10 protein-coding genes and 1 pseudogene are annotated in these 13792 nt (G+C 71.9%); 7 read left to right on the plus strand and 4 right to left on the minus strand.

What is annotated here, in order from left to right:
• Positions 1-148: 148 nt before the first annotated feature.
• Positions 149-1018 (minus strand): annotated as a pseudogene (locus ACZ4QV_RS06320) (serine/threonine-protein kinase); the annotation flags it as partial.
• Between ACZ4QV_RS06320 and ACZ4QV_RS06325 the strand changes: the two are divergent.
• On the plus strand, positions 984-1733 hold the full coding sequence (locus tag ACZ4QV_RS06325) for a hypothetical protein (protein WP_361615854.1): 750 nt from the start codon (positions 984-986) through the stop codon (positions 1731-1733). The pseudogene ACZ4QV_RS06320 and the gene ACZ4QV_RS06325 overlap by 35 nt on opposite strands.
• Before the next feature lie 159 nt (positions 1734-1892).
• On the opposite strand, the gene ACZ4QV_RS06330 is transcribed toward ACZ4QV_RS06325, so the two are convergent.
• A complete protein-coding gene (locus ACZ4QV_RS06330) occupies positions 1893-2492 on the minus strand; it encodes a biotin transporter BioY (protein ID WP_361144294.1) in 600 nt (199 codons plus the stop codon).
• A 310-nt stretch (positions 2493-2802) separates the two neighbouring features.
• Here ACZ4QV_RS06330 and ACZ4QV_RS06335 point away from each other — a divergent pair, with 310 nt between their 5' ends.
• The 4 genes from ACZ4QV_RS06335 (at position 2803) to ACZ4QV_RS06350 (ending at position 7163) form a co-directional block, all read left to right on the plus strand.
• Positions 2803-4215, plus strand: a complete 1413-nt coding sequence (locus ACZ4QV_RS06335; protein WP_361144297.1) for an amino acid permease — start codon at positions 2803-2805, stop codon at positions 4213-4215.
• Between the two features lie 255 nt (positions 4216-4470).
• Positions 4471-5925 (plus strand): amino acid permease, encoded by a 1455-nt coding sequence (locus ACZ4QV_RS06340; protein ID WP_361144300.1) that lies wholly within the window; start codon positions 4471-4473, stop codon positions 5923-5925.
• Between the two features lie 228 nt (positions 5926-6153).
• Positions 6154-6795, plus strand: a complete 642-nt coding sequence (locus ACZ4QV_RS06345; protein ID WP_031001846.1) for a superoxide dismutase — start codon at positions 6154-6156, stop codon at positions 6793-6795.
• Positions 6796-6944: 149 nt separating this feature from the next.
• Entirely contained in the window at positions 6945-7163 is a 219-nt protein-coding gene (locus ACZ4QV_RS06350; RefSeq protein WP_361144303.1) for a hypothetical protein, read from the plus strand.
• A 43-nt stretch (positions 7164-7206) separates the two neighbouring features.
• On the opposite strand, the gene ACZ4QV_RS06355 is transcribed toward ACZ4QV_RS06350, so the two are convergent.
• Positions 7207-7863 (minus strand): mycothiol-dependent nitroreductase Rv2466c family protein, encoded by a 657-nt coding sequence (locus ACZ4QV_RS06355; protein ID WP_467762625.1) that lies wholly within the window; start codon positions 7861-7863, stop codon positions 7207-7209.
• A gap of 123 nt (positions 7864-7986) precedes the next feature.
• Between ACZ4QV_RS06355 and pepN the strand changes: the two genes are divergently transcribed.
• Both pepN and ACZ4QV_RS06365 read left to right on the plus strand, forming a co-directional pair.
• Positions 7987-10569 (plus strand): aminopeptidase N, encoded by a 2583-nt coding sequence (gene pepN / locus ACZ4QV_RS06360; protein ID WP_361582420.1) that lies wholly within the window; start codon positions 7987-7989, stop codon positions 10567-10569.
• A 181-nt stretch (positions 10570-10750) separates the two neighbouring features.
• Complete coding sequence (locus tag ACZ4QV_RS06365) at positions 10751-11797, plus strand: hypothetical protein (RefSeq protein WP_361582423.1); 1047 nt, start codon at positions 10751-10753, stop codon at positions 11795-11797.
• Between the two features lie 31 nt (positions 11798-11828).
• Here ACZ4QV_RS06365 and ACZ4QV_RS06370 read toward each other — a convergent pair whose 3' ends face one another.
• The gene (locus ACZ4QV_RS06370; RefSeq protein ID WP_361582426.1) at positions 11829-13598 is read right to left on the minus strand and encodes a TIGR03767 family metallophosphoesterase; all 1770 of its coding nucleotides are present in this window, start codon (positions 13596-13598) and stop codon (positions 11829-11831) included.
• Positions 13599-13792 lie beyond the last annotated feature (194 nt).

The following is a 13792-nucleotide window of genomic DNA, read 5'->3' on the forward strand; positions in this document are numbered from 1 at the left end:
CCACCGTGGGCGTACGGACGTCCACGACTTCCGCCGCGTTCAACGGCTTTGTCGGGTTCGCCGCCGCGGCCCGGCGTACCAGCGGGCCGAGCCGTGTCTCGACCTCGTCGAGGGTGGGGCGCGCCTCGGGTGCCTTGTTCAGCAGGGCGGTCAGCAGCTCGCGCAGCGGGCCCGCCGCGGGCGGGATGGCGGGCTCCTCGTGCAGCACCGCGTGCAGCGTGGCAAGGGTCGTGGCGCGGGCGAACGGTGACTGCCCCGCGACAGCGGCGCACAGCGTGGCGCCCAGGGACCACAGGTCGGAGGGCGGCCCCTGCTCCTGTCCCGCCACCCGTTCGGGCGCCATGTAGTCCGGCGAGCCGATGAGCATCCCGGCCATGGTCAGCGCGGTGGCGTCCTGTATGGCGGCGATGCCGAAGTCGGTCAGTACGACGGTGCCGCGGTCGTCGATCAGGACGTTGCCGGGCTTGATGTCCCGGTGGAGTACGCCCACCGCGTGCACCTCGCGCAGGGCACGGGCCAGTCCGGCGCCGACCCGGGCCGCCGCGTCCGGGGCCAGCGGGCCGTCCTGGGCGAGAACCTGTTCCAGGGAGCGGGCCTGGACGAGCTGCATGACGATCCACAGCCGGTCGCCCTCCTCGGCCACGTCGTGGACGCGCACCACATTCGGATGGTCGATACGGGCGGTGGCGCGGGCCTCGCGCAGACTGCGTTCGCGCTGCACCACGCTTTCCTCGCCGGCGTGTTCGTCGATACGTATTTCCTTGACCGCGACGCACCGGTCGAGAATTTCGTCCTGGGCGCGCCACACCCGCCCCATTCCGCCGCGTCCGATCAATTCCAGCAGCCGGTAACGGCCGGCTGCCAGTCGCCCGGGCCCCACCTCGCTCGCATTCCCCACCATGCCCAGCCCCCACAGCACCCGCGGAATCTTGTGGTACCCATCAAATACCTCGGTAGAGGACGGGGAAAAGGGGGGTTCAAGAATGTACACAACCCGACAGGGGAAACGGGCGTTCATGGTGGCCGCGACGGCGGCCGTACTGGCACTGCCGGCCGGTTCCGCGGCCCTGGCGGCCGAACCCGTACCGGGCAGCAGCGCGGGCGGGAAGGCCGGTCCGAGCGCGCCGGCGGGCTATCGGATCACCACGGAACTGCCGGAGCGGATTTCCGTCGACAACCGCACCGGAAAGACCGAACTGACCGCCAAGGTCACCAACAAGGGCGCCGCCAGGACCGGTGCCGTACGGCTGACGGTCGCCGGTTTCCAGGGGCTGACGGTCGACAACGTGGCCGGGTGCACGAAGGTGCCCGAGGCGCGGCTGCCGAAGGGCTCGAACAGCGCGTACTCGTGTGCCATCGGCTCGTTGGCGAGCGGAAAGAGCCGTACGTTCGAGGTCACCGCGCATTTCGATCTGAACCGGCAGGGGCAGATCTGTCTGCCGGTGACCTCGGGAAACACCGAGACCTTGCTGTGGCAGCAGGGCCCGGTCCATTTCGGCACCCGGAATCCGGTGTCCGACGCGCCGGACACCCCGCTGATGCTCAACACCGTCAACGTGCCGGCCGGTTCGTCGACCGCCACGCCGGGCCCGTCGGAGTCGGCGGCTCCCGGGGAGCGGCTGCCCGAGACCGGTGCGCCGTCGGTCCTGCCGCTGGCGGGCACCGCCGCGGGCCTGCTGCTCCTCGGCGGTGCCGGAGTGTGGATCACCACCCGCAGGTCGTCCCACCGGTGACCAGGATGCGTACGGGCAAGGGCCGGACGGGCTCAGGACGGGCGGGGCGCACGCGGACGGTCCGTACGCGTGCGGAAAGCCGACGGGCCCCGTACCGCCACGCGAAGTGGTGGTACGGGGCCCGGTCCGGTCCCGTACGGAGGGACGGCGCGCGCGGGGTCAGCCGCGGCGGCCGAGCAGCTTCCACGCGGTGGGCAGCGCACCCATCGCCAGCGCGGCCTTGAGGGCGTCGCCGATCAGGAAGGGGACGAGACCGGTCGCGGCCGCCTGGCCGAACGACATGCCGGTGCTCAGCGCGAGGAAGGGCACGCCGACCGCGTAGATCAGGGCCGTGCCGACCGCCATGGTGCCGACCGTGCGCAGCGGGCCGCGGTCGCCGCCGCGGCGGGCCAGCGCGCCCACCGCGGTGGCGGCGAGGAGCATGCCGAGGACGTAGCCGAAGGTCGCGCCGCCCGCGCCGGCCGCGCCGCCCGCGAACCAGGGCAGGCCCGCCATGCCGAGCAGCGCGTACAGCGCGAGGGAGGCGAAGCCGCGGCCCGCGCCGAGCGAGGCACCGACGAGCAGGGCGGCGAAGGTCTGGCCGGTGACGGGGACCGGGGAGCCGGGGACCGGGAGGGCGATCTGCGCGGCGATGCCGGTGAGCGCGGCGCCGCCGACGACCAGTACGGCGTCGCGGACGCGGGCGCGGGTGGCGCCCGCTGCGGGCAGCAGATCGGCGAGGACCGCACCGGGCCTGGTGGTTGCGTCGGCAGTGCTCATCGGAACTCCGCGGGGTGTGAGGTGGAGCGGGGACAGGGTGGGACGCGATGACGTTAGTCCAGCGCCCCGGAGCCGATCATCGTGTGGCGGCGACAAAGGCGCAATGGTGTCCTTGGAGACTTCCGTACAACGCCACGGCCCGTGGGCCGAACCGCCTCGTCAACGGTCTTCGCAGGTCACGTGATGCTCGTCACGGCCGTCGCCCCGGACGGGTGCGCATTTTGTGGTAGCGCGCGGCGGGCGGGGAAACTGGGGGACAACGTGGAGCCCTGTGGGGTTCCCCCAAAACCCTTTGTGAGAGTACGAGCCCATGCACGACGCACCCACCGCCACCGGAACGCCACCGCCGGGCGATGGCGCCGGCGGGCGAGAGCCGCTGTCCGCCGGGCTCAAGCAGCGCCATCTGACCATGCTCGGACTGGGCGGGGTGATCGGCGCGGGCCTGTTCGTGGGCTCCGGCGCGGGCATCGCGGTGGCCGGCCCCGGCATCGTCCTCTCCTACCTGATCGCGGGCGCGCTGGCCATGCTGATCATGCGGATGCTGGGCGAGATGTCCTCGGCGATGCCCGCGTCCGGCGCCTTCTCGGTGCACGCGGAGCGCGCGCTGGGCCGCTGGGCGGGCTTCAGCGTGGGCTGGCTGTACTGGTTCCTGCTGGTGGTGGTGCTGGCGGTGGAGGCCACCGGCGCGGCGCAGATCGCCAACGGGTGGGTGCCCGCGGTCCCGCAGTGGGGCTGGGTGCTGATCTTCATGCTGGTGTTCACGGCCGCCAACCTCACCGCGGTCAAGAGCTTCGGCGAGTTCGAGTTCTGGTTCGCGACGCTGAAGGTCGCCGCGATCGTGCTGTTCCTGGTGCTCAGCCTGCTCGCGATCTTCGGGGTGCTGCCGGACACCGAGGCGGTCGGGCTGGCCAACCTCACCGGGCAGGGCGGGTTCCTGCCCAACGGCTGGCAGGGCGTGGTCTCCGGTGTCCTCGCCGTCGCGTTCGCCTTCGGCGGTCTGGAGGTCGTGACCATCGCCGCGGCCGAGTCCGACGACCCGGCGCGCAACGTGGCGCGCGCGGTGCGCAGCGCGGTGTGGCGCATCCTCTTCTTCTACGTGGGCTCGATGCTGGTCGTCGTGACGCTGTTGCCCTGGTCGTCGATGCAGCCGGGCAAGAGCCCGTACGTCGCGGTGCTGGACAGCATCGGTGTGCCGGGCGCGGGCCAGATCATGAACGTGGTGGTCTTCGTGGCGCTGCTGTCGGCGCTCAACGCCAACCTCTACGGGTCCTCGCGGATGGTCTTCTCGCTGGCCGGGCGGGGCGAGGCACCGCGCTCGCTGCTGAAGGTGACGGCGGGCGGGGTGCCGCGCCGGGCGGTGCTGTCCTCGGTGGCGTTCGGCTTCGTCTCGGTGCTGCTCAATCTGCTGTGGCCGGACACGGTCTTCCTCTACATGCTGAACGCGGTCGGCGCGGTGCTGCTGTTCGTCTGGGCGCTGATCGCGCTGTCGCAGCTACGGCTGCGGCGGCAGATCGAGCGGACGGCGCCGGAGAAGCTGACCCTGCGCATGTGGGCGTTCCCGTATCTGACCTGGACGGCGCTGGCGGCCATGCTGGCGGTGCTGGTGCTGATGCTCACCGACGACGGGGCCCGGCCGCAGTTGCTGTGGTCGGCCGCGGCGACCGGTGCGGTGCTGGCGGTCGCGGGGCTGCGGGAGCTGCGGATGCGGCGGTCCGGCCGCTGACGGGCGGCCGCGCGGAGGGCGGGTGACGGGCCTCGCGGGAGCCGGGCGACCGGCCGGAATCGGCCGCCCCACTTCCGCTCCGCGAACACCCGGGGTCACGTCTCACAACGGTGTGAATACGACCGGTCACGATCACGTCTGAATACCGAACAACTGCTGCACGACTGTTGCCCTCAGCGGACACAGACACTCAAACTGAGCGCGTTTTCCCGTCGATCGTCTCGCTCGCTCTCACTACATGGGACAGGTACGACCATGAATCGGACACCTTCGTCCACCACGCCCGAGCGCGAGCGGACCGGCCAGGTCCCGGGCGCGGACGGCACCGGCAGCGCGGCGGACCCGGGCACCGGCGCCCCGCTGTCCAACGGACTCAAGCAGCGCCATCTGTCGATGATCGCTCTCGGCGGTGTGATCGGCGCCGGGCTGTTCGTCGGCTCCAAGGAGGGCATCGCGGCGGCCGGCCCGTCGATCGTGCTCGCCTACGCCGTCTCCGGCTGCCTGGTCATGCTGGTGATGCGGATGCTCGGCGAGATGGCGGCGGCCAGTCCCGCCTCCGGATCGTTCTCCGTGCACGCCGGGCGCTCGATCGGCCCGTGGGCGGGCCTGACCACCGGCTGGATGTTCACCGCGCAGTTGTGTGTGGCGGTGGCCGTCGAGGCGATCGGCGCCGCCGGGATCATGACCGGCTGGTTCCCCGGCACGCAGCCCTGGATGTGGGTGCTGCTGTTCATGGTGGTCTTCTGCGGCGCCAACCTCGCGGCGGTCAGCAACTTCGGTGAGTTCGAGTTCTGGTTCGCGGCCCTGAAGATCACCGCGATCGGCATCTTCCTCGTCCTGGGCGTGCTCGCCGTCCTCGGTGTGCTGCCCGGCACCTCCGCCCCCGGTGCCAGCCACCTGACCGGCGACGGCGGCTTCCTGCCCAACGGGTCGGACGGCCTGGTCATCGGCCTGCTGGCGTCCGTCTTCGCCTACGGCGGCCTGGAGACGGTGACGATCGCCGCCGCCGAGTCCAAGGACCCGGTGCGCGGTGTGGCCCGCGCCGTGCGCACCGCGATGTGGCGGATCGCCCTGTTCTACGTCGGCTCGATGGCGGTCATCGTCACCGTCATCCCCTGGAACAACGCGGACATCGCCAAGAGCGGCCCGTACGTCGCCGTCCTGGACTACCTGGACATCCCGGCGGCCGGGCAGATCATGAACGTCGTCATCCTGATCGCGCTGCTGTCCGCGATGAACGCGAACATCTACGGCTCCTCCCGGATGGCGCACTCCCTCTCCGCCCGTGGCCAGGGCCCGCGCTTCCTGCGCACCGTCAGCGGCGGCGTGCCGCGCCGCGCGGTGATCCTCTGCTCCGCCTTCGGGTTCCTCGCGGTGCTGTTCAGCTACTGGTGGCCGGAGACCGTCTTCCAGTGGCTGCTCAACATGGTGGGTGCGGCCATCCTGGTCGTGTGGGGCTTCATCGCCGTCGCGCAGCTACGGATGCGCCGGCGGCTGGAGCGCGAGGAGCCCGGGAAGCTGGTCGTGCGGATGTGGCTCTTCCCGGTGCTGACGTGGGTCGCGCTGGCCGGTGTGGTGGCGGTGCTGCTGCTGATGCTGCGGGACGAGAACCAGCGGGTGCAGCTCTACTTCACCGGCGGGTTCGCGGTGGTGCTCGTCGCCGTCGGTCTCGCCAAGCAGCGAATGGCGCGTCAAAAGGACGCCGGGTAAGCGCAAGTAAGGCTTACCTCACCAAAAGCAGAAGTGCGGTAAGGCTTACCTCACCAGAATGCGCCGTGCTTTTCCGGAGGCGGTGCCGGACCTCGGACCGAGGTCGGGCACCGCCTCCTTCTTTTGGCCCAGACTCCGCCCCTCGGCGGGTCGGTGATCACTCATGCTGGTAGCGTGCAGTTGCAAGTCGATTGCAATTAAAGGTCGTAAGCAGCTGGAGGGCTCGGCATGGCCACCTACAATCTTCCGGAACTTCCGTACGACTACGCGGCGCTCGAACCCGTCATCAGCCCTGAGATCATCGAGCTGCACCACGACAAGCACCACGCCGCGTACGTCAAGGGCGCCAACGACACCCTGGAGCAGCTCGCCGAGGCGCGCGACAAGGACCAGTGGGGCTCCATCAACGGCCTGGAGAAGAACCTCGCGTTCCACCTCTCCGGCCACATCCTGCACAGCATCTACTGGCACAACATGACCGGTGACGGCGGCGGCGAGCCGCTGGACAAGGACGGCGTGGGCGAGCTGGCGGACGCCATCGCGGAGAACTTCGGCTCGTTCGCCAAGTTCAAGGCCCAGCTGACCAAGGCCGCGGCCACCACCCAGGGCTCCGGCTGGGGCGTCCTGGCCTACGAGCCGATCACCGGCCGCCTGATCGTCGAGCAGATCTACGACCACCAGGGCAACGTCGGCCAGGGCTCGGTGCCGATCCTGGTCTTCGACGCCTGGGAGCACGCCTTCTACCTGCAGTACAAGAACCAGAAGGTGGACTTCATCGAGGCGATGTGGCGCGTCGTCAACTGGCAGGACGTCGCCAAGCGCTACGCGGCCGCCAAGGAGCGCTCCAACGTTCTGCTGATCGCTCCCTGATCCCGGCGCCCCGCGGCGCACCGGTGAGCGTCCTGCCTCGTGATCGTCTTCTCAACCTTCACCCGGCAGGCGGAGTAAGGAAGGACCCCCGTGAGGACATGACTCACGGGGGTCTTTCTGTACGCCGCGGCGCGGAGCATGGTGGCACCATGCCGGACCAACCGATGCTCTACTGCTCCACATGTGACGAGGACGAGCCGCACCGGTCACCCGAGGGCGAGCGGGAGCGGCAGTGGCTCCGCGAGCTCACCGGCAAGGACTACGTCGAGGACTACTGGATCTGCGCACGCGCCGGGTGCCGGAACATCCGCTACCGGTGGACGGGCACGACCTTCGACCCGCCCCAGCGGATGCCCGTCTTCGACTGACGGCGCCGGGGCCGGCCCGGCGGCGAGCGCCCGCCCCGGCCGCTCAGTCGAAGACCGGCCCCCGCGTCCGCGTCCGCTTGATCTCGTAGAAGCCCGGGATGGACGCGACCATCAGCGTGCCGTCCCAGAGCTGCGCGGCCTGCTCGCCCTTGGGGGCCGGGATGACGACCGGGCCGAAGAAGGCGATCCGCTCGCCGTCGGCGCCGGGGACGGCGATGACCGGGGTGCCGACCTCCTGGCCCACCAGGTCGATGCCCTCCTTGTGCGAGGCGCGCAGTTCCTTGTCGTACGCGTCGGTGTCCGCCGCGTCGGCCAGCCCGGCAGGCAGCCCGGCCTCCTCCAGCGCGGCCACGATCGTCTCCCGCGTACGCGGCAGGCCCTGGTGGTGGAAGCGGGTCCCGAGCGCTGTGTAGAGGCGGGCCAGTGCCTCCTGGCCGTGCTCCCGCTCGGCGGCGACGCACACCCGCACCGGTGCCCACACCGCGCCGCCGGGACGGTTCTTCTCCCGGTACTCCTCCGGCAGCTCGTCGAGTTTGTCCTCGTTCAGCACGCCGAGGCTCATCACGTGCCAGCGCACGTCCACCGGGCGCACCTGCTCCACCTCCAGCATCCAGCGGGAGGTCAGCCAGGCCCACGGGCAGGACGGGTCGAACCAGAAATCGGCCGTGGTCCGGTCGGTTGCGGCAGCGGTCTGGGACACGATTGCTCCTCGAACGTTCGGGTCGGCGGCCGGACGGCGGACCGGCCACCGGCTTCAACCGGGGCGCGGCGTGCCATGATTCCCAGTGTTCGATATACGAGACGAGGACGAGGGAGTCGCGTCGTGCCCGGTGAGAATCTGACCCGAGACGAGGCCCGGGAGCGGGCCGCACTGCTGAGCGTCGACGGGTACGACGTGGCGCTGGACCTGCGGTCGGCGGTCCAGGAGGGCGAGGCCGCGCGCACCTTCCGCTCACGCACCACCGTCCGCTTCCGGTGCGCCGAGCCCGGCGCCGCCACCTTCGCGGACCTGGTGGCGCCGTCCGTCACCGCCGTCACCCTCAACGGGCGGGAGCTGGACCCGGCGGAGGTCTTCGACGGCACCCGGGTCGCCCTGGCCGGCCTGGCCGCGGAGAACACCCTGGTGGTCGACGCGCAGTGCGCGTACAGCCGGACCGGCGAGGGCCTGCACCGCTTCGTCGACCCGGAGGACGGCGAGGTCTACCTCTACACGCAGTACGAGCCGGCCGACGCCCGCCGGGTTTTCGCGAACTTCGAACAGCCCGACCTGAAGGCCCCGTTCCGCTTCGAGGTGACCGCGCCCGACGGCTGGGTGGTGCTCAGCAACGGCGCCCAGGAGGGCGAGCCCGAGGGGGGCACGTACCGGTTCGCCGAGACGCAGCCGATCTCGACGTACATCACCGCCGTCGTCGCCGGCCCGTACCACTACGTCTCCGACACCTACCGGCGCACCCTCGCCGACGGCACGGAGCTGGAGATCCCGCTCGGCGCGCTGTGCCGCAAGGGGCTGTCCCGGCACTTCGACCCCGCGGACATCTTCACCGTCACCAAGCAGGGCCTGGACTTCTTCCACGAGCACTTCGACTACCCGTACCCCTTCGGGAAGTACGACCAGGCGTTCGTGCCCGAGTACAACATCGGCGCGATGGAGAACCCGGGCTGTGTGACCTTCCGCGAGGAGTTCGTCTTCCGCGGCAAGGTGACCGAGGCGTCCTACGAGCGCCGCGCCAACGTCATCCTGCACGAGATGGCGCACATGTGGTTCGGCGACCTGGTCACCATGCAGTGGTGGGACGACCTGTGGCTCAAGGAGTCGTTCGCCGACTTCATGGGCGCGCTGTCCCTGGTGGAGGCGACCCGCTTCACCAACGGCTGGATCACCTTCGCCAACGGCCGCAAGGCGTGGGCGTACCGCGCCGACCAACTGCCCTCCACCCACCCGGTCACGGCCGACATCCGTGACCTGGAGGACGCCAAGCTCAACTTCGACGGCATCACGTACGCCAAGGGCGCGGCCGTCCTCAAGCAGCTCGTGGCGTACGTGGGACGGGACGCGTTCCTGGAGGGCGCGCGGCGTTACTTCAAGCGCCACGCGTACGGCAACACCCGCCTGACCGACCTGCTGTCCGTCCTGGAGGAGACCTCGGGACGCGACCTGGCCACCTGGTCGCGCGCCTGGCTGGAGACGGCGGGCGTCAACGCGCTCACGCCGCAGGCCACGTACGACGCCGAAGGCCGCGTCACCGAGCTGAGCATTCTCCAGGAGGCCGCCCCCGAGCGTCCCGAACTGCGGCCGCACCGCGTCGCCGTGGGCCTGTACCGACGGGAGAACGCGGACGGCGCCCTGGTCCGCTACGCCCGCGCCGAGCTGGACGTCTCCGGCCCGCGCACGGTCGTCACCGAACTGACCGGCGCCGACCGCCCGGAGCTGATCCTGGTCAACGACGACGACCTGACGTACTGCAAGGTCCGTTTCGACGAGCGGTCGCTGGAGACGCTGCGCGGCCACCTCGGCGAGATCACCGAACCGCTGTCGCGCGCGCTGTGCTGGTCCGCGGTGTGGGGCCTGACCCGCGACGGGCTGATGCCCGCCCGCGACTACCTCGACCTGGTACTGCGCTTCGCGGGCCGCGAGTCGGACATCGGCGTGCTCCAGTCGCTGCACTCCCAGGCCGGCTACGCGCTCACCCACTACACGGCGCCCGAACACCGCGACCTGGCCGCGCAGGAGCTGGCCCAGGGCGCGTTGCACGAACTGCGGCTGGCCGAACCGGGCAGCGGACACCAACTGTCCTGGGCCCGGTTCTTCGCCTCGGTGGCCACCACGGCCGCCGACCTCCAGCTCCTCCAGGGCCTGCTGGACGGCACCGCGAAGATCGACGGCCTGGACGTCGACCAGGAGCTGCGCTGGACGTTCCTGGAACCGCTGGCCGCGCACGGCGCCGCCGACCAGGCCGCCGTCGACACCGAACTGCGGCGCGACGACACCGCCTCGGGCCGCCGCCACCACGTACGGTGCCTGGCCGCCCGGCCCTCGGCCGAGGTCAAGGCGCGGGCCTGGGCGGACGTGGTGGAGTCCGACGAACTGTCCAACGCGCTGGTCGAGGCGACGATCTCCGGCTTCGTGCAGGCGTCGCAGCGGGAGCTCACCGCCCCGTACGCGCCGAAGTACTTCGACGCCGTCGAGCGGCTGTGGCGGGAGCGGTCGATCGAGATCGGCATGGCCGTGGTCCGGGGGCTCTTCCCCGCTCACCAGGACCGCCAGGAGACGCTGGACGCGGCGGACGCGTGGCTGTCCGGGCACGCGGACGCGCCGCCCGCGCTGCGGCGCCTGGTGTCGGAGGCGCGCGACGACCTGGCGCGGGCCCTGCGGGCGCAGTCCTGCGACGCGCAGGCCGCACGGTAGCCGTTGGCGCCCGGGTGCGGGCCCCGGCCGTCCGGCCGGGCCCGCGCACCGGCGTCAACTCCGCCCGGACCGACCATTTTCGGCGCTCGAACGTCCGTACTTTAGGACGGCGTTGTCCTGGTTTGTCGACGGGCGTGTAACAGGCGTTAGGAGACGGGGCGGCGGCGGGAATGGCCGGGACATGAACCACACTTCCCCAACCTCCGGCGGGGAGTCCCCCACCCCGCTCTCCCCCCGCCCGCTGCACGACCGCCCCGGCCGCGGTCCCCGCGTACTGACCGGCCGCCAACTGCGCGAACACGGCATCGGCGCGGCGGAGACCGCCGAGCGGTGCCGCCCCGGCGGCCCCTGGCAGCAGGTGCTGCCGGGCGTGCACCTGCTCCACCCCGGCCCGCCCACCAGCGAGGAGCGCCTGCACGCGGTGCTGCTGTACGCGGCGAGCCGGCCGTCCGCCGTCCCCGCGCAGGCCGGCCCGGCGCCCGCCCAGGAACCGATGATCACCGGGCTTGCGGCGCTGGCCCTGCACCGCTTCTCCTCCGCTCCCCCGCTGCTCTCCCTGGACCGCATCGAGGTGCTGGTGCCGCGCACCCGGCGGCTGCGCTCCACCGGCTTCGCGCAGGTCGTCCGGGCGCAGGTGATGCCGCAGCCGCAGCAGGTCACCGGGGTGCCGGTGGCCCCCGTGCCGCGGGCCCTGGCGGACGCCGTCAGCGGACTCTCGGACGCCTGCACGGTCCGCCGGCTGCTGACCGAGGCCGTCCGGGCAGGCCACTGCGAAGCGACGGCGGTGGTACGGGAGTTCAACCAGGCGCGGCTGCTGAGCCTGCCGCACGTGGTGGACGCCGTACACGCCCTGCTGGCCGAGGGCCGCGCCCTGGCCGAGGGCCGGCTCTACGACCTGGTGCGGCAGTACGGCCTCCCGGACCCGCTGTGGAACGTGGACCTGCGGCTGCCCGGCGGCCCGCACCTGGGCGGCGTGGACGCGTACTGGCCGGAGCAGGCCGTGGCCGTGGAGATCGACGCGCGGGTGCCGCGCCAGGAGGACGAGGCGCTCCAGGCGCAGTACGCCCACCAGCGCGAGCACCTGGAACGGCTGGGCATCACGGTCGTCCGCCTCAGCCCGCGCAAGCTGCGCGACGCTCCGGAGCAGCAGGCGGCGGTGGTCCGTACGGCCCTGATGGCGGCGGACGACCACGAGCCGGGGGCGTACGTGGTGGTGCTGCCGCGCTGAGGTCCGCCGCAACGGTGTACGGGGCCGTCGCTCAGCGCCGTCTCAGCAGCAGCTCGGTGTTGCGGTCGCCCGGGTCACCGGCGAGATCGCCGCGGGCTCCGGGGGCGTTGCAGGACAGTTCGCGGTAGAGCGCCGCCAGTCCCCGCTGCGACAGGTCGCCGAAGTCCGTGCGGTGCGGCGCGTGCGACTCGACCAGAGTGGTGAACAGGGACAGCGTGCCGTCCCGGTTGTCCGTCACCTCCACGACCCGCGCGAGCTGCGGGAAGTCGATGTGCGAGGCGGTGGTGACCTCCCAGAAGGTGCCGTGCGGGGTGATGAGGTTGCGGTGACTGTGCCCGTTGATCCAGGCCAGCACGTTGCGGTGCCGGGAGAGCAGGGCGACCAGTTCGGGTCCGCCGTGCCGCCGCTCGGCGGGGCGGGACGGGTCGGGCAGGGTGTTGTCCATGGATGTGCTGGTGTGGTGGCTGAAGACGAGGACGTGTTCGTGCGCGTGCGCCCGCAGCGTGCGGTCGAGCCAGCGCAGTTGCCCCGAGCCGACGGAACCGGTGTGGTGGCCGCCGGGGTCGGTGGTGTCGAGGCTGATGCCCACCACGTCCTCGGCGATCCGGAACGTGTAGTGGAGCCGGTCCGCGTCGAGGTCGTCCGCCGTGTAGCCGTGCCCGTGCGGCCCCGGCCCGGTGTACCGGCGATCCAGGTGCGCGCGCAGGTAGGCGGGGCGGGTGAAGGGGACACGGCGCTCGTCCGGTGTCACGGAACGCGCCCGCTTCCCGTGCGCTCTCAGCAGGTCGGCGAACTCCCGTCTGCCGGGGCCCGGTCCGTGACGTACCGCCAGGTAGGCGCGGATGGCCTGGTCGGCCGGCAGCAGTTCCAGCTTGCGTCCGCCGGTCGCGACCTCCGCCAGGAACGGGTCGTCGGGGGCGCAGCAGCCCGCGGGCAGCGAGTCGTGGTTGCCGACCGTCGAGTACCAGGGCAGGTGCAGGCCGGGGCTGGTGACCGTACGGGTCGCCGCTTCCAGGAAGCCGGGTATGCCGGGGAAGCCGCGCAGCTTGTCGGCGTCGCGCAGGGCGCTGTCCGGCTGCCAGTACAGCGGGTGGCCGCTGTTCTGCACGCCTTCGTAGTGCCGCGGGTCGCCCGAGTTGGGGGTGATCCGGCCGCCGCTCAGCGCGGTCAGGAACCAGTCGAGTTCGATGCTGGAGTTGTTGTCCGTGTTGTCGCCCGTGGTCATCGCGAAGGACAGCGGCGCCCCGGTGGCGGGCCCGCCGGGCAGGCTGTTGACCCGCTCGACGAGGGAGACCGCGCCCGCGACGGACAGTGCCTCCTGGGGGCGCCAGGCGCCCGCGGACCGCACCCGCAGGTACTCGTGGCGCAGCGGGTGCTGCACATCGACCACGTGCAGGTCGGTGATCTGCACGAAGGCGGCCAGTACGGTGCGCCGGTCGTCCCGGCCGGGGCGCGCGGCGGCGAGGTCACGCCGTACGACGCGGTCCCAGCCGGGGCCTTCGGCGAGCCTGCGGTACCCCGCCGCTGCGCCGCCCGGGGTGGCGACCGAGGCGAGGGTGGTGCCTTCGGTGTAGGGGACGCGGGGAACGGGCGGCGCGGCGACCGGTTCCGGTGCGACGAGGGGGGCGGCGAAAGCGGCTGCCGCCGCGTCAGGACCGGCGGCGGGCCGTGGACCGCCGGCTCCGTACGCCAGCGCGAACGCGGTCGTGGCGCCGACGGCGCCGGTGGCGGCGAGGAAGGCACGGCGGTCGACGGCGGGGGCGGCGGGGCCGGTCGGGGCGGCGGACCGTGTACGGGACATGCACGAGCTCCCTGGTACGGACGGGACGGCGGCGAGGGCGGCGCGGAGCGCCCGTAACTGCCCTCTCACCAGGAGGCATTGGCAGCGGGTATGGCCCACGGGTGAACCGCGCCGCAACGCCGGCCGCCGATCGCCGGACAGGGATCACGGCGGACGCCGATGGTCACCGGGCCCTCGGACCGGGTGCGGCCGGC

It is taken from the genome of Streptomyces sp. NPDC026394 (genome assembly GCF_055567735.1).